The organism is Marilutibacter spongiae (assembly GCF_014145325.1).
Classification (GTDB): Bacteria; Pseudomonadota; Gammaproteobacteria; order Xanthomonadales; family Xanthomonadaceae; genus Marilutibacter; species Marilutibacter spongiae.
Map to the genome: position 1 here is coordinate 20,151 of NZ_JACHTF010000016.1, position 17,726 is coordinate 37,876.

At 70.9% G+C, this 17,726-nt stretch carries 15 protein-coding genes; 7 read left to right on the forward strand and 8 right to left on the reverse strand.

From position 1 onward, the window contains the following. Nucleotides 1-25 precede the first annotated feature (25 nt). Both H4F98_RS13435 and H4F98_RS13440 read left to right on the forward strand, forming a co-directional pair. On the forward strand, nucleotides 26-337 hold the full coding sequence (locus tag H4F98_RS13435) for an I78 family peptidase inhibitor (protein ID WP_220479223.1): 312 nt from the start codon (nucleotides 26-28) through the stop codon (nucleotides 335-337). Nucleotides 338-351: 14 nt separating this feature from the next. Beyond that, nucleotides 352-714, forward strand: coding sequence for an I78 family peptidase inhibitor (locus tag H4F98_RS13440; RefSeq protein ID WP_182688347.1), 363 nt, complete (start codon nucleotides 352-354; stop codon nucleotides 712-714). A 31-nt stretch (nucleotides 715-745) separates the two neighbouring features. Here the strand turns inward: H4F98_RS13440 and H4F98_RS13445 are convergent, their stop codons facing one another. Beyond that, nucleotides 746-979 carry a hypothetical protein gene (locus H4F98_RS13445; protein ID WP_182688348.1) on the reverse strand — a complete coding sequence of 78 codons (234 nt, stop codon included), beginning with the start codon at nucleotides 977-979 and terminating at the stop codon, nucleotides 746-748. Between the two features lie 73 nt (nucleotides 980-1,052). Next, nucleotides 1,053-2,135 carry a DNA topoisomerase IB gene (locus H4F98_RS13450; protein WP_182688349.1) on the reverse strand — a complete coding sequence of 361 codons (1,083 nt, stop codon included), beginning with the start codon at nucleotides 2,133-2,135 and terminating at the stop codon, nucleotides 1,053-1,055. A 119-nt stretch (nucleotides 2,136-2,254) separates the two neighbouring features. Here H4F98_RS13450 and H4F98_RS13455 point away from each other — a divergent pair, with 119 nt between their 5' ends. Next, a complete protein-coding gene (locus H4F98_RS13455) occupies nucleotides 2,255-2,764 on the forward strand; it encodes a transglycosylase SLT domain-containing protein (protein WP_182688350.1) in 510 nt (169 codons plus the stop codon). After that, nucleotides 2,761-3,735 (forward strand): cation diffusion facilitator family transporter, encoded by a 975-nt coding sequence (locus H4F98_RS13460; protein WP_182688351.1) that lies wholly within the window; start codon nucleotides 2,761-2,763, stop codon nucleotides 3,733-3,735. Before H4F98_RS13455 ends, H4F98_RS13460 begins: the two co-directional genes overlap by 4 nt. A 449-nt stretch (nucleotides 3,736-4,184) precedes the next feature. Here the strand turns inward: H4F98_RS13460 and H4F98_RS13465 are convergent, their stop codons facing one another. Together H4F98_RS13465 and H4F98_RS13470 are read right to left on the reverse strand one after the other, a co-directional pair. Beyond that, the gene (locus H4F98_RS13465; protein WP_182688352.1) at nucleotides 4,185-4,427 is read right to left on the reverse strand and encodes a hypothetical protein; all 243 of its coding nucleotides are present in this window, start codon (nucleotides 4,425-4,427) and stop codon (nucleotides 4,185-4,187) included. Nucleotides 4,428-4,494: 67 nt separating this feature from the next. After that, on the reverse strand, nucleotides 4,495-5,787 hold the full coding sequence (locus tag H4F98_RS13470) for an MFS transporter (protein ID WP_182688353.1): 1,293 nt from the start codon (nucleotides 5,785-5,787) through the stop codon (nucleotides 4,495-4,497). A gap of 320 nt (nucleotides 5,788-6,107) precedes the next feature. Between H4F98_RS13470 and gltB the strand changes: the two genes are divergently transcribed. Together gltB and H4F98_RS13480 are read left to right on the forward strand one after the other, a co-directional pair. After that, nucleotides 6,108-10,598, forward strand: coding sequence for a glutamate synthase large subunit (gene gltB / locus H4F98_RS13475; protein WP_182688354.1), 4,491 nt, complete (start codon nucleotides 6,108-6,110; stop codon nucleotides 10,596-10,598). A 118-nt stretch (nucleotides 10,599-10,716) separates the two neighbouring features. Beyond that, complete coding sequence (locus H4F98_RS13480) at nucleotides 10,717-12,237, forward strand: FAD-dependent oxidoreductase (RefSeq protein WP_246072061.1); 1,521 nt, start codon at nucleotides 10,717-10,719, stop codon at nucleotides 12,235-12,237. Between the two features lie 307 nt (nucleotides 12,238-12,544). Here H4F98_RS13480 and H4F98_RS13485 read toward each other — a convergent pair whose 3' ends face one another. The 3 genes from H4F98_RS13485 to egtB form a co-directional block, all read right to left on the reverse strand. Next, entirely contained in the window at nucleotides 12,545-13,267 is a 723-nt protein-coding gene (locus tag H4F98_RS13485) for a flavodoxin family protein (RefSeq protein ID WP_182688355.1), read from the reverse strand. A 147-nt stretch (nucleotides 13,268-13,414) separates the two neighbouring features. After that, entirely contained in the window at nucleotides 13,415-14,389 is a 975-nt protein-coding gene (gene egtD, locus H4F98_RS13490; protein ID WP_182688356.1) for an L-histidine N(alpha)-methyltransferase, read from the reverse strand. Further along, nucleotides 14,386-15,693 carry an ergothioneine biosynthesis protein EgtB gene (gene egtB, locus H4F98_RS13495; protein ID WP_182688357.1) on the reverse strand — a complete coding sequence of 436 codons (1,308 nt, stop codon included), beginning with the start codon at nucleotides 15,691-15,693 and terminating at the stop codon, nucleotides 14,386-14,388. The genes egtD and egtB overlap by 4 nt, the downstream gene beginning before the upstream one ends. A gap of 95 nt (nucleotides 15,694-15,788) precedes the next feature. On the opposite strand from egtB, the gene H4F98_RS13500 reads away from it, so the two are divergent. Then, on the forward strand, nucleotides 15,789-16,982 hold the full coding sequence (locus H4F98_RS13500) for an aminotransferase class V-fold PLP-dependent enzyme (protein WP_425487610.1): 1,194 nt from the start codon (nucleotides 15,789-15,791) through the stop codon (nucleotides 16,980-16,982). A gap of 17 nt (nucleotides 16,983-16,999) precedes the next feature. Here H4F98_RS13500 and folE read toward each other — a convergent pair whose 3' ends face one another. After that, nucleotides 17,000-17,590 carry a GTP cyclohydrolase I FolE gene (gene folE / locus H4F98_RS13505; RefSeq protein ID WP_182688359.1) on the reverse strand — a complete coding sequence of 197 codons (591 nt, stop codon included), beginning with the start codon at nucleotides 17,588-17,590 and terminating at the stop codon, nucleotides 17,000-17,002. Nucleotides 17,591-17,726: the final 136 nt, after the last annotated feature.

Consider the following 17,726-nt stretch of genomic DNA (forward strand, 5'->3'; position numbering starts at 1 on the left):
CCTGAGCCTGTTCAGGAGCGTTCCCATGTCCACCCCGATCCGCCTGCTGTCCCTCGCCGCGTCCGCTTCCGCCCTGCTCGCGCTGGCCGCCTGCGCGACCACCGCCTCCGCACCGCCCGCCGGACAGATGGCCGGCACCTGCAACGCGCAGGGCGCGCACTGGGCGATCGGCAACGCCCCCGACCAGGACGTCGTCAACCGCATCCTGCAGGACACCGGCAGCCGCGACGCCCGCGTGCTGACGCCCGGCATGGCGGCGACGATGGACTACCGCCCGGACCGCGTGAACATCGACGTCAACGATCGCGGCGCCATCACCGGCATCCGCTGCGGTTGAGACGGAGCCGCACGATGACCGCGTTCGATCGCCATCCCCGCATCCGCTGCCTGACCCTGTCCACGCTCGGCGTGGCGCTGCTGTCGGTGGCGGCCTGTTCCCCCGCCGCGCCGCCGACCACCACGTCGCGCCAGGCGCCGCCCATGTCGGACCCCATGCCCCCCATGCTCAAGACCTGCGATCCCGAGAAAGCCAAGGCCGATGCCATCGGCAAGCCCGCCAACGAGGCGAACATCGAACAGGCACGCATCGCCAGCGGCGCCGAACGCGTGCGCGTCATCAAGCCGGGGATGATGGTGACCCTGGAGTTCGTCGAGAGCCGTCTGAACGTCGACGTCGACGAGGACGGCAACATCAGCAACCTGCGCTGCGGCTGACGTCACCACCCGCGCCGCCCGGCACGCGGCTTCAGACGCGGTCGTCCAGCCCCTTGACGCCGTTGTGGCGGGCGCAGTGGGCGCAGCAATAGACCGTGCCGTCGGCTTCCACGCCGTGGCCGATGACCCGGCAACCGCAATGCGCGCAGGTTGGCGCGGTGCGCTGGATGGCGCACTCGAACGAGTCGAAGGTGCCGCTGCCCCAGGCCGTGGTGACGGTGAAGGCCTTGTCGTATTCGTTGCCGCAGACGTCGCAGGTCGCCATGGGGAATACCTCGGTGCTTTTGGGGTCGGTCGCCAGTGTCCCCCGCGGTGCGGCCAGGGCAGGTGAAGCCCGTTCAGTCGCGTCGCGCGCGCTTGAGGAAGGCCAGCGCGGCGCGTTCCCACTGGCGCGCCCCGCGAGCGCCGTTGGCGCCGCCACGCGCGGCCGCCCGGTGCACGCGCCCATCCCGCCACCCCGCCCAGACCGTGGGATCGACATAGGCGCGTCGGCACACCGCCGGCGTGTTGCCGAGCAGGCCGGCGACGTCCGCCAGCACCGCGGTTTCGACGGCCTTGAGTGCGCGCTCCGAGGGCGCCTTGCCATTGCGGCCCTCGGGCACCGGGGTGGTCGCCAGGCGCTGGAATGCGGCGAGCGTCGCGCCCCAGGTGCGGAAATCCTTGGCGGTGAAGGCCTCGCCCATCGCCTCGTGCAGGTAGTCGTTGAGGTCGCCCGAATCCACCGGCACCACCTCGCCTTCGTCGTCGCGGTACTGGAACAGCCACTGTCCGGGCAGCTGCTGGATGCGGCGCAGCTGCCGCGCCAGGCGCGCGTCGTCGAGCGCGGCCTCGTGGCGCAGGCCGGACTTGCCCTTGAAGCGGAACTGCACGCGGCCTCCTTTGAGGAAATCGACATGGCGGTTGCGCAGGGTGGTCAGCCCGAACGAGCCGTTTTCCCGCCGGTAGGCCTCGTTGCCGACGCGCAGCAGGGTCTCGGCCATCACCGCCACCGCCAGGGCAAGCACCTTGCGCTTGGGCCAGCCGCGCTCGGCCAGGTCCTGGCGCAGGCGCCTGCGCAAGCGCGGCAGGGCACGGCCGAAGGCGACGATGCGCTCGAACTTGCCTTCGCCGCTGGCCTGCTGCCAGTCCGGGTGGTAGCGGTACTGCTTGCGCCCGCGGGCATCGCGACCGGTCGCCTGCAGGTGCCCGTTGGCGAATCGGCTGATCCACACGTCGGTGTACGCCGGCGGGATCGCCAACGCCTTGAAGCGCGCGATCAGGGCCGGGTCGCGGACGATCCGCCCCTCCGGGTCGCGGTAGCCGAAGCCCCGGCCCCGGCGGTGGCGCGAGTAGCCTGGCATCGCGTCGCTGACATGGCGCAGGCCGGCCTCGCGTGCCTGGCGCGCGGCTTCCGGATCGTGTTCGCTAGGGGCGGCGGTCATCCCGGATCGATAGCCGATCGCGGATCAAGGGCGCGCCAAGATCCGCTCCGCGCCTGCACCTCGCCCACACGCGCCGGCGCCGACACTGCGCATCCGTCTCCTCGATCGAAGCCCGCCCGATGCCCGTCGCCCCGTCACCCGCATGGCTGCTGCGCTGCCTCGCCGCCCTGGCCCTGCTGGGGCTGGGCGCCTGCAGCGATTACCCGCGCGATCCCGAACGGACCCTGGCGCAGGTCCAGGGCGGGGTGCTGCACGCGGGGGTCGTGCACGATCCGCCCTTCGTGGTCCTGGTCCCCGGCCGCGCGCCATCGGGACCGGAGGTCTGGCTGGTGGAGGCGTTCGCCGCGCGCCACGACGCGCGCGTGGACTGGCAGGTCGGCACGCATGACCGCTTGATGCAACGACTCGAGGACTTCGGCCTCGACCTCGTCGTGGGCGGCACCGCACCCGACTCGCCCTGGAAAAAGCGCGTCGCGCTGAGCGAGCCGTTCCGCGACGTCGACGAAGCCGGCACGCCGGTGATGCGCGTCCTCGCGCTGCCGCCGGGCGAGAACGCCTGGCAGCTGGAGGTGGAGGCCTACCTGCGCAGCGGGGCAGCGCGCGCGCGCCTGGGGAGCGAGGCCCGATGAGCGTGCGCCCCCACCATCCGCTGCCGACGCGCCAGGCCGCGATGCTCCGTCGCGCGGAAGTGCTGAGCGCGATCACCCTGGTCGCGCTGGCCTGCACCGCCGTGCTGATGTACCTGGCGATGGGCGAGTCGCAGGCCATGAAGACCGCGTGGGCGGAGGACCTGCTGAGCATGGTGCCGCCGCTGGGTTTCCTGCTGGCCGCGCGCTTCTCGCGCAAGCCGCCGGACGCGACCTACGTCAACGGTCGCGCGCGCGCCTTCGACATCGCCTTCCTCGCCTCGGCGGTGGCGCTGTCGGGGGTGGGCGTCTGGCTGGTGGTCGACAACGTGACCGCGCTGGCCACGCGCGAGCATCCCGCGATCGGCAGCGTGCAGCTGCTCGGCCACCACGTCTGGCTGGGCTGGGTGATGATCGCCGCCCTGCTGGCCAGCGCGATCCCGCCGGTGATACTCGGCCGGCTGAAGATCAAGCTGGCGCGCGAGTTGCACCTCAAGCCCCTGCATACCGACGCGGACATGAACAAGGCCGACTGGATGACGGCGCTGGCGGGCGTGGCCGGCATCATCGGGATCGGCTTCGGCTGGTGGTGGGCCGACGCGGTCGCCGCGCTGGTGATCGCCGGCGACGTGCTGCACGACGGCGTGCGCAACATGCTGCATGCAATCCGCGACCTGCACGATGCGCGGCCCGAGACCGTCGAGCGCGGCCAGGCCGATCCGGTGGTCGAGCGCATCCGCGAACGGGTCATGGCGCTGGACTGGGTGGAGGACTGCGAGTTGCGCCTGCACGAGGAAGGCATGCGCCTGTGTGGCGTCCTGGTGGTGGTGCCGCGCGACCAGCGCGCGCTGGCCCCGCGCCTGGCCGAGGCGCAGGCGACCGCGCGCGAGGCGCACTGGCGCGTCGACGACCTGGTGGCGACGTTCGACCAGGCCCTGCCGGCGGAGGTCCCCGCGCCGGACGCGCCCGCCTGACGGCGTCGCCTGGTCCACCGCCCCCCCTGGAACCGCAGGGTGGGGAGCGCGAAGCAGAACCCATCGTCCGTCTTGCGTGCAGCTTCGCGACGGTGGGTTTCGCCCTTGGCTCTACCCACCCTGCGAGACGTGGCGAGAGCCAGCACCGTAGGGTGCAATAAGCGGAGCGCATTGCACCTGTTCCGCGAATCGCCGAGGACAACGATGGCGGTCTGGCCAGCGGATATACGAGGGACCCGCCCAAAGGGGGGACGCCTTTGACTTCACCCTCCACATTTCGAAGCAAAACCCATCATGCGTCGCAGCCTGACGCGACGGTGGGTTTCGCCTTTGGCTCTACCCACCCTACGAGACGTGGCGAGAGACAGCACCGTAGGATGGGTAGCGCGAAGCAAAACCCATCGTCCGTCTTGCGTGCAGCTTCGCGACGCAGCAACAGCCGGACAGACTCAGTCGTCGCCCTTGTTGCCGCTGAAATCGAGCTCGACCTCGTCGTCGTCGGACGACCAGGTCATGCCCTGCTCGCGCTCGCACCAGGCCGGTACGGGTTCGCCCTTGGTCTCGCCGCGCATGCCGCTGCATTCGGGACGGGCGTCGACCGCGTCGCGAGTGTCGTGGTACTCGCCGGCGCCGCAGCCGGCCAGGAGGCCGCTCGCCAGCACCAGCGGCAGGACAGGGGTCAGGATGCGCATCGGGAACCTCCGGAAAATGGGCACGGACAGAGTATGCGCCCCACGAAGTGGGCACGAGCGCCGTTGGTCACGGCCCCGGCGTGCCGTCGACGGGCGTGGCCGGCCTCTCGGCATCGACCGGATGCCCCCGCGTCGCCAGGCGGGGCGCCTTGGCCCAGGCGATGGCGACCGCGGTGGCCAGGATGGCCGCGGCGATCAGCCATGGCGCCCCCGGGTGCGCGACCGGACGCGCGGTGTCGATGAAATAGCCGAAGCTGCCGGCGAAGAGGCCGGGACCGACGATGCCGGCCATCGCGATCAGGCTCATCAGCGCGCCCTGGATGCGCCCCTGGACCTCCGGTCCGACCTCGCGCGTGACCAGGGCCTGGGTGGCCGGCGAAGCCAGGGCCCACAGGGCGCTGATCGGGATGCCCAGCAGCCAGAGGCTGCCGCGGTCGGCCAGGCCGTAGACCAGGAACCCGACCACGCCGGCGCCGAGGCCGAGCAGCAGCGTGCGACGCTCGCCCAGCCAGCCGACCACGCGCCCCACGAGCAGGCCGTTGACCAGGATGCTGCACACGCCCACCGCGGCCAGCACCCAGCCGACCTCGCGCGGGCCCCAGCCGAAGCGGTAGTCGGCGAACAGGACGAACACGCTCGGGTAGACGTAATGCGCCAGGTTCGCCAGGCAGACCACGGCCGCCAGTCCCAGCACCTGCGGATAGCGCTTGAGCAGGCCCAGCGAGCCGATCGGGTTGGCGTCGCGCCACTCGAAGCGAGCGCTGCGCTTGCCCGGCGGCAGCGACTCGGGCAACACGAACCAGCCGTAGAGGAAGTTCAGCAACGCCAGGCCGGCGGCGAACCAGAACGGCAGGCGCAGGTGGATCTCGCCCAGCCAGCCGCCCAGCAGAGGACCGACCACGAAGCCGATGCCGAAGGCGGCGCCGATCATGCCGTAGCTCTTCGCCCGCTGTTCGGCCGGGACCACGTCGGCGATGTAGGCATTGGCCGTGGTGAAACTGGCCGAGGTGATGCCGGCGATGATCCGGCCCACCAGCAGCAGGGGCAGCGTGTGCGCCAACGCCATGAACACGAAGTCCAGGGCCAGCCCCAGGCAGGACAGCAGGATCACCGGGCGACGCCCGAAGCGATCCGACAGCGCGCCCTGGATGGGCGCGGTCACGAACTGGATGGCCGCGAACACGACGCCGAATATCCCCACCCAGACCGCCGCGTCCGCGGTATCGCCGCCGACGAAACGTTCGATCAGGTGCGGCAGGACCGGGATGATCAGGCCGAAGGCGAGGACGTCCAGCAACACCACGAAGAAGATGAAGGCCAGGGCGGCTCGACGCGCGGCAGGAACGTGGGGCACGGACACGGTGACGCCTGCGGGGGACGGGCGCGCAGTCTATCGCAGCCCCGTTGCCGCCCGCCCGGGCGCGGCGGCGGCCGTCGTCCATTGGTCGCATGGAACGGCAGCGCCGCACGCCGGAGCCTGGAAAATAGTTTCAATTTCAACTGTTTAGCGGCGCCGGCCGGATTTGCCGCAGCGCACAATATGTGCTTTAGTCGGGAGACCCTTGGCTCAAGGCCGGCCGGATCGCGCAAGCGAACCGAGGCGCCGCTTCCGCGTTTTCCAGCGTCGCGCGCCCGCGGCCCGATGCCATCCGGCAACGCCACCCGCGGAGCACGCAGTCCATGGATCCAGCGCAACAACCCAACACCGAAGGCCTCTACGATCCGCGTGACGAGCGCGATGCCTGCGGTTTCGGCCTGATTGCCCAGCTCGACGATCAACCGAGCGCGTTGCTGGTGAAACAGGCGTTGGCGGCGCTGTCCCGGATGACCCACCGCGGCGGCCTCGCCGCCGATGGCCTGTCGGGCGATGGCTGCGGCCTGCTGCTGCGCCGCCCCGAGGCGTTCCTGCGCGCGCTTGCCGGTGAGGCCGGCATCGCCCTGGGCCAGCGCTTCGCCGCCGGCCTGGTGTTCCTGCCGCACGACGACGCCGCGGCGGCGAAGGCGCGCGAGACGTTCTCCCTCGCCCTGCGCGAAGTGAAGCTGGCCGTCGCCGGCTGGCGCGTGGTGCCGGTCGACACCTCGGTCTGCGGCGAACTGGCCAAGGCCTCGCTGCCGCGCATCGAGCAGCTGTTCGTGGTGCCGGCCGTCGACATCGACGGCGAACGCCCCGACCCGGCGGCCTTCCTGCACGCACTGTACCTGGCGCGCCGCCGCGCGGAGCAGCGCCTGCGCGCACTGGGCGAGGCCTACGACGATGTCTACGCGGTGACCCTGTCGTCGAGCACCATCGGCTACAAGGGCATGGTCATGCCGGAGCACCTGGCGACCTTCTACCCGGACCTGCAGCGTGCCGACCTGGCCAGCAGCGCCGTGGTGTTCCACCAGCGCTTCTCGACCAACACCACGCCGCGCTGGCCGCTGGCGCAGCCGTTCCGCATGCTGGCGCACAACGGCGAGATCAACACCATCGCCGGCAACCGCGCCTGGGCACAGGCACGCGCGCACGCCTGGCGCACGCCGACGCTGGACCCCCGCGAGTTCCAGCCGGTCATCAACATCAGGGGCTCGGATTCGCAGAGCCTGGACGAGATGCTGGAGCTGCTCGAGGCCGGCGGCATGGACCTGCTCAAGGCCATGCGCATCCTGATCCCACCGGCGACCCAGTCGCTGGAATACAAGGACGCCGACCTCGCCGCGTTCTACGAGTACTACGCCCTCAACACCGAGCCGTGGGACGGTCCTGCCGGCATCGTCACCTGCGACGCGCGCTTCGCCGCCTGTTCGCTGGACCGCAACGGCCTGCGCCCGGCGCGCTGGTCGCTGAGCCGCGACCGCCACTTCATGATTGCCTCCGAGGCCGGCGTGTGGGACCTGCCCGCCGCCGAGGTCGAGGCCAAGGGCAAGCTCGGCCCGGGCGAGATGATCGCGGTCGACCTGCAGGCCGGCGAGCTGCTCGACACCGACGCGATCGACCGCATCAACCGTGGCCGCGCGCCCTACAAGCGCTGGCTCAAGCAGGGCATGACCTACCTGCAGAACGAGCTGATCGACCCGAGCACCGCGGCCGAGCCGTTCGACCCGTCCACCCTCGCGACCTTCCAGAAGCTCTACCAGCTGACCCGCGAGGAACGCGAACAGGTGCTGCGCCCGCTCGCCGAGACCGAGCAGGAAGCGACCGGCTCGATGGGCGACGACGTGCCGGTGGCCGCGATCAGCCAGCAGGTGCGCCCGCTGTACGATTGCTTCCGCCAGGCCTTCGCGCAGGTCACCAACCCGCCGATGGACCCGCTGCGCGAGGACTGCGTGATGTCGCTCGCGACCCAACTGGGCCGCGAGGGCAACATCTTCGTCGAAGGGCCGGACAACGTTCGCCACGTCCTGCTCAACTCGCCGATCCTGTCGCAGCGCAAGATCCGCCAGCTGCTGGCGATGGCGCCCTACGACACCGCGCACCGGCTGCTGAAGCTCGACTACGACGCGGACGAAGGACTCGAAGCCGCGCTGCAGCGCCTGTGCGCGGAGTCCGAGGCCGCCGCGCGCGCCGGCCGCACCATGCTGATCCTCAGCGACCGCTATCCGGAGCGCGGCCGCCTGATGGTCCACGCGCTGCTGGCCACCGGCGCGGTGCACCAGCACCTGGTGCGCACCGGGCTGCGCTGCGAGGTGAACCTGATCGTCGAGACCGGCACCGCGCGCGACCCGCACCACTTCGCCTGCCTGATCGGCTTCGGCGCGACCGCGGTGTACCCGTACCTGGCCTACCAGACCCTGCACGACCTCGGCACCCGCGGCATCCTCAAGGCACCGGACGGCGAGATCGCACAGATCGGCCGCAGCTACCGCCGCGGCATCAAGAAGGGCCTGCTGAAGATCATCTCGAAGATGGGCATCAGCACCATCGGCAGCTACCGCGGCGCGCAGCTGTTCGAGATCATCGGCCTCGACCGCGAGGTGGTCGCCCTGTGCTTCGACGGTGCGCCCGCGCGCATCGGCGGCGCCGGGTTCGCCAGCCTGCAGGCGGATGCGGCGCATCTCGCCGACCATGCCTGGGACGACAACGCGCTGCCGGAGATCGGCGGCCTGCTGAAGTTCAAGCCCGGAGGCGAGTACCACCAGTACAACCCGGACGTGGTGATGACCCTGCAGCGCGCGGTGCTGACTGGCGAGCGCGAGGACTGGAAGCGCTACGCCGACACCGTCAACCTGCGCCCCACCGCGGCCCTGCGTGACCTGCTCACGCTGCGTCCGGCGGCGACGCCGGTGCCGGTGGACGAGGTCGAGGGCATCGACGCCCTGGTCCGCCGCTTCGACACCGCGGCGATCAGCCTGGGCGCGCTGTCGCCCGAGGCGCACGAAGCACTCGCCATCGCGATGAACCGCCTGGGCGGCCGCAGCAATTCCGGCGAAGGCGGCGAGGACCCGGTGCGCTATGGCACCGACAAGGCGTCGAAGATCAAGCAGATCGCGTCGGGCCGCTTCGGCGTCACCCCGCACTACCTGGTCAATGCCGAGGTGCTGCAGATCAAGGTCGCGCAGGGCGCCAAGCCCGGCGAGGGCGGCCAGTTGCCCGGCCACAAGGTCAACGAACTGATTGCCCGCCTGCGCCACGCGACGCCGGGCATCGGCCTGATCTCGCCGCCGCCGCACCACGACATCTATTCGATCGAGGACCTTGCGCAGCTGATCTTCGACCTCAAGCAGGTCAATCCCGATGCGCTGGTGTCGGTCAAGCTGGTGTCGCACGCCGGCGTCGGCACGATCGCCGCGGGCGTGGCCAAGGCCGGCGCCAACCTGATCACCATCTCCGGCCACGACGGCGGCACCGGCGCGAGTCCGCTGTCGTCGATCCGCTATGCCGGCACGCCCTGGGAGATCGGCCTTTCCGAAGCACGCCAGGCGCTGGTCGCGAACAACCTGCGCGACCGCGTGATCCTGCAGACCGACGGTGGCCTGAAGACCGGTCTGGATGTCGTCAAGGCGGCCCTGCTGGGCGCAGAGAGCTTCGGGTTCGGCACCGCGCCGATGATCACGCTGGGCTGCAAGTACCTGCGGATCTGCCACCTCAACAACTGCGCCACCGGCGTCGCCACGCAGGACGAGCGCCTGCGCAGCGCGCACTTCACCGGACTGCCAGAGCGCGTCGAGAATTTCTTCCGCCTGCTGTCGGAAGAAGTGCGCGAGCTGCTGGCGAGCTTGGGCGCACGCACCCTGGGCGAGATCGTCGGCCGTGCCGACCTGCTGGCGCAGGTCGAACGCGAGGGCGCGCACGGGCGCCGCCTCGACCTCGCGCCCCTGCTGGCCGTCGAAGGGCTGGCGCACGGCGGCCATTGCGGCATGCCGCAGCCCACGCCGGCGCCGGGCGGCCTGTCCGCGCGACTGGACGCGATCCTGGCGGAGGCCATCGCGCACAAGCGCGGCGGCACGTTCGAGTTCGACATCCGCAACACCGACCGCAGCATCGGCACGCGCCTGTCGGGCGCGATCGCCCGCGCGCACGGCGACCACGGCATGGCCGATGCGCCGATCACCCTGCGCTTCAACGGCACCGCGGGCCAGAGCTTCGGCGCGTTCAATGCCGGCGGCCTGAACCACGAGCTGGTCGGCGAAGGCAACGACTACGTGGGCAAGGGCATGGCCGGTGGCCGCATCGTCGTGCGCCCGCCGTCGGAGGCGCGCTGGACCACCCACGAGTCGCCGATCATCGGCAACACCTGCCTGTACGGTGCCACCGGTGGCGAGCTGTATGCCGCGGGCCGCGCCGGCGAGCGCTTCGGCGTGCGCAATTCCGGCGCGGTGGCGGTGATCGAGGGCGCCGGCGACCACTGCTGCGAATACATGACCGGCGGCGTGGTGGCGGTACTGGGCCGGACCGGCCTGAACTTCGGTGCCGGCTTCACCGGCGGCATGGCCTACGTGCTCGACCTCGACCGCGACTTCGTGGACCGCTACAACCACGAGCTGATCGACATCGTGCGCATCGCCGGCGACGGCTTCGAGCACCACCGCTCGCACCTGCGCGACCTGCTTGAAGCGCACGCGCTGCACACCGGCAGCCTGCGCACCCGCCGCATCGTCGACGAGATGCGCGACTACGTCGGCAAGTTCTGGCTGGTGAAGCCGAAGGCCGCCAGCCTGGCCTCGCTGGCCGATACCCTCAAGAGGGCTGCGTGATGTCTCGGCTACGCCTCAACATCCCCAGGATTTGCGCGGCAAATCCCGGGCCCCACGATGCCTTCCCGAACCCCGCCCCTGCGGGGCGCCCCCCTTGCCAAGGGGGCTGAAGGCCAGCATGACCAGAGTCCCGGGTGAGATGAACAAGAAGCCAGCCCCTCGCAAGAACGTGTTCGAGTTCCTCGACCTGCCGCGGAAGATGCCCGCGCGGATCCCGCTGGCGCTGCGGCGCGACGGCGACTGGGGCGAGCTGTACGGCGCGTTCAACGCCGATACCGCCAAGCACCAGGCCGAGCGTTGCCTGGATTGCGGCAATCCGTACTGCTCGTGGAAGTGCCCGCTGCACAACTACATTCCGAACTGGCTGGAGCTTGCCCGCGAGGACCGCGTCCACGAAGCGGCCACCCTGTGCCACGAAACCAACCCGCTGCCAGAGATCTGCGGCCGCGTATGCCCGCAGGATCGCCTGTGCGAAGGCGCCTGCACGCTCAACGATGGCTTCGGTGCGGTCACCATCGGCGCAGTGGAAAAATACATCGTCGATCGCGCGGTCGCCGAGGGCTGGACCCCGGACATGTCGCGCGTGGTGCCGACCGGCCGGCGGGTGGCGGTGGTCGGGGCCGGCCCGGCCGGCCTGTCCTGCGCCGACCGGCTCGCCCACGCGGGCATCCAGGCGGTGGTGTACGACCGCTACGAACAGATCGGCGGCCTGCTGCAATTCGGCATCCCCAGCTTCAAGCTCGACAAGTCGGTGATCCAGACCCGCCGTGAACTGCTGGAGGGCATGGGCGTGGAATTCCGCCTCGGCACCGAGGTCGGGCGCGACGTCGGCTTCGATGCCCTGCTCGACGAGTTCGACGCCGTGTTCCTGGGCCTGGGCAGTTACCGCTACACCGACGGCGGCCTACCCGGCCAGGACCTCAAGGGCGTGCTGCCCGCGCTGCCCTTCCTGGTGCAGAACGGACGCGTGGTCACCGGCACCGAGCCGGCCGGCAAGCCCATCGCCGGCTGGGAGGACAGCCTCGCGGTGCCCGAGCTGAAAGGCCGCCGCGTGGTCGTGCTCGGCGGCGGCGACACCGGCATGGACTGCGTGCGCAGCGCGATCCGCCTCGGCGCCGCCGAGGTGACCTGCGCCTACCGCCGCGACGAGGCCAACATGCCCGGCTCGGCCCGCGAGGTCGCCAATGCCCGCGAGGAAGGCGTGCGTTTCCTGTTCAACCGCCAGCCGCTGGAAATCATCGGTGCCGGCGACCAGGTGACCGGCGTGCGCGTGGCCGAAACCCGGCTCGGCGAACCCGATGCCCACGGCCGCCAGCGCGCCGAGATCATCGAAGGCAGCGAATCGGTACTCGAGGCCGACGTCGTCGTCATCGCCTTCGGCTTCCGCCCCGATGCGCCAGAGTGGCTGGCCCGCCACGGCATCGAACTCGAGGCCGACGGCCGCATCCGCACCTCGGGCGAACATGGCGAGCGACCGTACCAGACCGCCCACCCACGCGTGTTCGCCGGCGGCGACGCCGTGCGCGGTGCCGACCTGGTGGTGACCGCGGCATTCGAAGGCCGCGAAGCCGCCGTGGGCATCACCCGCCTGCTGCGCAACGGCGACCGCAAGCCCGCCACCGACGCCGCTGCGGCCTGAGGCCAGGCATCCACCACCAAACCCCGGTAGCCCGGATAAGCGCAGCGCATCCGGGGTCTACCGATCGGACCAACCCGTCGACCCCGGGTGCGGCTTCGCCTTACCCGGGCTACGCATGTCGCCTCACGAACCTCGTTGGGCCTCCTTACGCCACGCACGTGGCGGCACGAGCGCGCCTCGCTCCGAATCACGAATCACGGATCACGAATCACGGATCACGAATCACGAATCACGAATCACGAATCACGAATCACGAATCACGAATCACGAATCACGAATCACGAATCACGGATCACGAATCAACCAATCACCGATACTCCGGATTCGGATGGTCGAAGCGGCAGCCGGCGTCCCATTTGTCGCGCTGGTTGCCGTGGGCGGGGATCCCGCCGGCGTCCTTGAGCAGGCGCGCGAGGTGCATCAGGTTCCAGGCCATGAAGGTGGTGTTGCGCTGGGTGAAGTCGTTGTCGAAGCCGGCGCCGTCGTCGCCGTAGGACGGGCCGGGCCCGGCCTCGCCGATCCAGCCGGCGTCGGCCTGCGGCGGGATCGTGTAGCCCAGGTGCTGCATGGCGTACTGCATGGTCATCGCGCAGTGCTTGATGCCATCCTCGTTGCCCGTCACCAGGCAACCGCCGACGCGGCCGTAGTAGATGTACTGGCCCTTGTCGTTGAGCTTGCCGGACTCGGCGTAGAGCCGTTCGATCACGCGTCGGCAGACCGAGCTCTCCTCGCCCAGCCAGATCGGCGTGCACAGCACCAGGATGTCGGCCGCCATGACCTTGCGGCACAGGCCGGGCCAGTCGTCGCGCTCGAAGCCGTGCCCGGTCATGTCGGGCTGCACGCCCGGGGCCAGGTCGAGGTCGACCGGGCGCAGGATCTCGACGTCGACGCCATTGGCCTCCATCACGCCCGCGGCGACGCGTGCCAGGCGATCGGTATGCGAGTCGACGCCGCTGCGCTTGAGCGTGCAGTTCAGGAACAGCGCGCGCAGGTCGTCGTAGCGGGCGGGCGGCTTGGGGGCATCACTCATGTCGGGTCTCCTGGTTCTGCCGCGTTCGGGCATTCGCGCAGCGCGTTCCGGCCGACCGCCGCGGGCAGCCGGGCACCGGGGCCGGGCGCGATGGATCGCCGCGTGGCGTCCCTGGCGACGCCAGGGCCCGGCCTCGCGGCTGGGTGATCACACCGGCTGCAACAGGCGCAGGCCGAAGTCGTCGCCGGGCGCGTTCCAGCGCCGCGTGACGCGCAGCCCGGCGCGGCCGACGAGCGCATCGAAGCTCGCATCGGTGTACTTGTGGCTGTACTCCACCTGCATCGCTTCGCCGGCCTCGAAGTGGAAGCGTCGGCCGTCGACGTGGACGTCCTGGTCGCGGCGGCTGACGAGGAAGGTCTCGATGCGCTCGCGCTCGCTCGAGTAGCGCGCCAGGTGTTCGAAGGCCCCGACGTCGAAATCGCTGCCGACGTCGCGGTTGAGGCGGGCCAGCAGGTTGAGGGTGAACGCGGCGGTGACGCCGGCGGCATCGTTGTAGGCCGCCTCGATGCGCGCGACCTCCTTGACCAGGTCGATGCCGATCAGCGCCTGGCCCCGCGGCCCCATGGTGGCGTGCATCGCGCGCAACAGGCGTTCGGCGACGTCGAAGGTGAAGTTGCCCAGCGTCGAGCCGGGGAAGAACACCAGGGTGTGCCGGGCGGGACGCTCGGGGCGCGGCAAGGGCACGGCCTGGGTGAAGTCCGCGCAGACCGGCAACATCTCGATGTCCGGGAAGGCCTCCGCCAGGCGCTCGACGCTGGCCAGCAGTGCGCTGCGCGAGATCTCGATCGGCGTGTAGGCGACCGGATCGACGAGGCCCTCCAGCAACAGCTGGGTCTTGCGACCGCTGCCGCTGCCGTACTCGACCACGTGCGGGCAGTCGTTGACCGCCTCGGCGATCGACGGCATCGCCGAGGCCAGCAGGGCCAGCTCGACGCGGGTGAGGTAATACTCGGGCTGGCGTGTGATCTGCTCGAACAACTGCGAGCCGCGCGCGTCGTAGAAGTACTTCGATGACAGCCGTTTGGGCGTGGCCGAAAGACCCGCGAGGGTGTCGCCGAGGATGTCGTCGGGGCTGGGGTGCAGGTCGGTGAGCGGGGGCATGGTCCGGGCGGTCGGCGTCATGGTGCGTCCTTGGCCAAGCGCAGGCCCGAGAACTGCCAGCGATCGGGGGGGTAGAAGAAATTGCGGTAACTGGCACGGACGTGGTCGCGAGGCGTGGCGCAGCTGCCGCCGCGCAACACCCACTGTCCGCACATGAACTTGCCGTTGTATTCGCCCAGCGAGCCGGGCAGCGGCCGGAAGCCCGGATACGGCCCATAGGCGGTGGAGGTCCACTCCCACACGTCGCCGAACAGCTGCGGACTCTCGGCTGCCGCCGCCCGCGGGTGGAAGCGGTCGTCGTCGGCGAAGTGGCCGCGGACCGGCAGGTGCAGGGCGGCGCGCTCCCATTCGGCTTCGGTCGGCACCCGGGCACCGGCCCAGCGCGCGAAGGCATCGGCCTCGAAATAGCTCAGGTGGCACACCGGCGCATGCGCTTCGATCGGGCGCATGCCGCCCAGGGTGTAGGCGTGCTCGAGGTCGGGCTCCCAGTACAGCGGCCGCGACCAGCCTTCGGCCTGCAGCCGGGCCCAGCCCTCGCTCATCCACAACGCCACGTTGCGATAGCCGCCGTCCTCGATGAAGGCGCGGAACTCGGCGTTGCTCACCGGGCGCGAGGCCAGCGCATGCGCCGGCACCAGCACGCGGTGGCGCGGCGATTCGTTGTCGTAGGCGAAGCCCGCCTCGCCCGGCCAGGGCGCATGGCCCAGCTCGACGACGCGCTCGTCGAAGGCCTGCCAGGCCAGCGGCGTCGCCGCTGCACCGCCGGGGTCGTGAGCGAGGTCGCCGCGATACGGCGGGCGCAGCGGGTTGCACCACAGCGCGTGCTTGATGTCGGTCAGCAGCAGTTCCTGGTGCTGCTGTTCGTGGTGCGTGCCCAGCAGGACCGCCTGCTGCCCGGCCTCGTCGATGTCGCCGGCGGCGAAGGCCCGTGCGATGCAGGCATCGACCTCTTCCCGATACAGGCGCACTTCCTCCAGGCCCGGGCGCGAGAGCAGGCCGCGCCGCGGGCGCGCGTGCATCGGGCCCACGCTCTGGTAGTAGCTGTTGAACAGGTAGTGCCAGTCGGGGTTGATCGGCCGGTAGCCCGGATCGCGCCCCAGCACGAAATGCTCGAAGAACCAGGTGGTGTGCGCGAGGTGCCACTTGGCCGGACTGGTGTCGTCCATGCTCTGGACCATCGCATCCTCGGGGGACAGCGGCTCGGCCAGGGCGGCGGTGCGCGCGCGCACCTTGCGGTAGCGGGCCTGCAGCAGATCCGTCGAACCGGCATCGGACCGGGATCCGGCGGGCGCATCGTGCAGGGCGTGGGCAGCCGTCGATGTCATGGCCCCGAGCTTATCGCAGCGGATGTGACGTGGCCTGCACGCGGGTGACACCCCTGCCATGACGGTGGCAGCATGATCGGATGAGCATCGACGGCATGGACACGCATGCGGCAGCCCCGGCCTGGCAGGCAATGGCGCGTTTCGAGCGCGTGGATTTCCTCGTGCCGGACGATGTCGTCTACCTGAACGCCGCCTCGCATGGGCCCCGCCTCGCCCGCGTGCAGCAGGCGGCACGGCGCGCGCTCGACGCCGGCACGACGCCCTGGCGCCTGGACATGGACGCATGGCATGCGTCGATCGAGGATGTTCGCCGCGGCGCCGCCGGCCATCTAGACGGCGACGCCGATGGCATCGCCCTGGTCCCGTCCGTGGCCTACGGCCTGTCGCTGGCGGCACGCAACCTGCCGCTGGCGGCAGACGAGACCGTGCTGGTGCTGGCCGGCCAGTTCCCCTCCAACCTGCTGCCCTGGCAACAGCGATGCCGGGACGTCGGTGCGCGACTGGAACAGGTCGCGCGCCCGGTCGATGCCGATGGCCGCCCGGGCGACTGGAGCGATGCCGTGGTCGACGCGATCGCCCGCGCGCCGCACCTGCGCATCGCCGCGCTGCCGCAGGTGCACTGGCACGACGGCAGTCGCCTGGACCTGGACCGGATCGCCGCGGCGACCCATGCCCGCGGCGCGGCGCTGGTGCTCGACCTCAGCCAGAGCCTGGGCGCGCTGCCGGCGGACATCGTGCGCTGGCGGCCGGATTTCGTCGCGTCGGTCGGGCACAAGTGGCTGCTCGGCGCCTACGGCCTGGCCTACCTGTGGGCCTCGCCGGCGTGGCGCGAGCGCGGCGTCGCACTGGAGCAGCACTGGATCGCGCGCGAGGCCGCCACCGTCTTCGACTCGCCGCCGAGCCCGCCCCCGCTGGCACGCGGCGCGCGGCGCTTCGATGCCGGCGGCGTGGCCGAACCGCAGCGGCTGGCGATGTCCGCGGCGGCGTTTTCGCAGTTGCGCGACTGGGGGCTGGAACGCGTCCATGCCGGGCTGCAGGCGCGCGGGCGCTGCCTGCGCGAGGCCTTGCGGGCGCAGGGCCTGGGCGAGTGGCTGGCCGCGGCACCGGGCGCTCATTTCCTGGGCCTGCGTCCGCCCCCGGAGCGCCTGGCGGGCGCCGCGGCCGCGCTCGACCGCGCCGGCGTGATCCACACCGCGCGCGGGAGCGTGCTGCGCCTGGCGCCGCACCTGCACGTAGACGATGCGGCGCTGGCCGCGGTGGCGGCCCTGCTGGCGCGGTCAGGCGGCTGACGCGGCCGCCCGCGGCCTCAGCGGCCCGGGCCGACGTCGATGAACTGCAGGAATTCGGCGCGGGTGCGCGCGTCGTCGCGGAAGCCGCCGAGCATCTTCGAGGTGATCATGCTGACGCCGCGCTTGTGCACGCCACGCGTGGTCATGCACTCGTGCGCGCCCACGATCACCACGCCCACGCCACGCGGCTGCAGGACGTCCTGGATGACCTGGGCGATCTGCGCGGTCATCTTCTCCTGCACCTGCAGGCGCCGGGCGAAGGTCTCCACCACCCGCGCCAGCTTGCTGATGCCGACCACCTTGCCGTCTGGCAGGTAGCCCACGTGCGCCTTGCCGATGATCGGCGCCATGTGGTGCTCGCAATGGCTCTCGAACTCGATGTCGCGCAGCACGATCATCTCGTCGTAGCCCTCGACTTCCTCGAAGGTGCGCTTGAGATACTCGGCCGGGTCGGTTTCGTAGCCGCTGAACCAGTCGCTGTAGGCCTTCACCACGCGCTTGGGCGTGTCGACCAGGCCCTCGCGCGCGGGATCGTCGCCCGCCCAGCTGAGCAGGGTGCGCACGGCCGCCTCGGCCTGTTCACGGGTGGGTTTGCGGGAGTCGGCCATGACATGCGTCAACGGTGGGGGACAGGCATCCTACTCCAGACCGCGCGCACGGCAGAAATCCGGCGGGTCGGGGCACGCGCAGGAGGGCGCGGCGGGAAGCGCCGCCACCAAGAAAAGCGGAGCCGCAAGGCGGCCC

Coding starts and splice junctions, on each gene's coding strand:
- H4F98_RS13435 (WP_220479223.1), top strand. CDS start 26: ATGTCCACCCCGATCCGCCTGCTGTCCCTCGCCGCGTCCGCTTCCGCC.
- H4F98_RS13440 (WP_182688347.1), top strand. CDS start 352: ATGACCGCGTTCGATCGCCATCCCCGCATCCGCTGCCTGACCCTGTCC.
- H4F98_RS13445 (WP_182688348.1), bottom strand. CDS start 979: ATGGCGACCTGCGACGTCTGCGGCAACGAATACGACAAGGCCTTCACC.
- H4F98_RS13450 (WP_182688349.1), bottom strand. CDS start 2,135: ATGACCGCCGCCCCTAGCGAACACGATCCGGAAGCCGCGCGCCAGGCA.
- H4F98_RS13455 (WP_182688350.1), top strand. CDS start 2,255: ATGCCCGTCGCCCCGTCACCCGCATGGCTGCTGCGCTGCCTCGCCGCC.
- H4F98_RS13460 (WP_182688351.1), top strand. CDS start 2,761: ATGAGCGTGCGCCCCCACCATCCGCTGCCGACGCGCCAGGCCGCGATG.
- H4F98_RS13465 (WP_182688352.1), bottom strand. CDS start 4,427: ATGCGCATCCTGACCCCTGTCCTGCCGCTGGTGCTGGCGAGCGGCCTC.
- gltB (WP_182688354.1), top strand. CDS start 6,108: ATGGATCCAGCGCAACAACCCAACACCGAAGGCCTCTACGATCCGCGT.
- H4F98_RS13480 (WP_246072061.1), top strand. CDS start 10,717: ATGACCAGAGTCCCGGGTGAGATGAACAAGAAGCCAGCCCCTCGCAAG.
- H4F98_RS13485 (WP_182688355.1), bottom strand. CDS start 13,267: ATGAGTGATGCCCCCAAGCCGCCCGCCCGCTACGACGACCTGCGCGCG.
- egtD (WP_182688356.1), bottom strand. CDS start 14,389: ATGACGCCGACCGCCCGGACCATGCCCCCGCTCACCGACCTGCACCCC.
- egtB (WP_182688357.1), bottom strand. CDS start 15,693: ATGACATCGACGGCTGCCCACGCCCTGCACGATGCGCCCGCCGGATCC.
- H4F98_RS13500 (WP_425487610.1), top strand. CDS start 15,789: ATGGACACGCATGCGGCAGCCCCGGCCTGGCAGGCAATGGCGCGTTTC.
- folE (WP_182688359.1), bottom strand. CDS start 17,590: ATGGCCGACTCCCGCAAACCCACCCGTGAACAGGCCGAGGCGGCCGTG.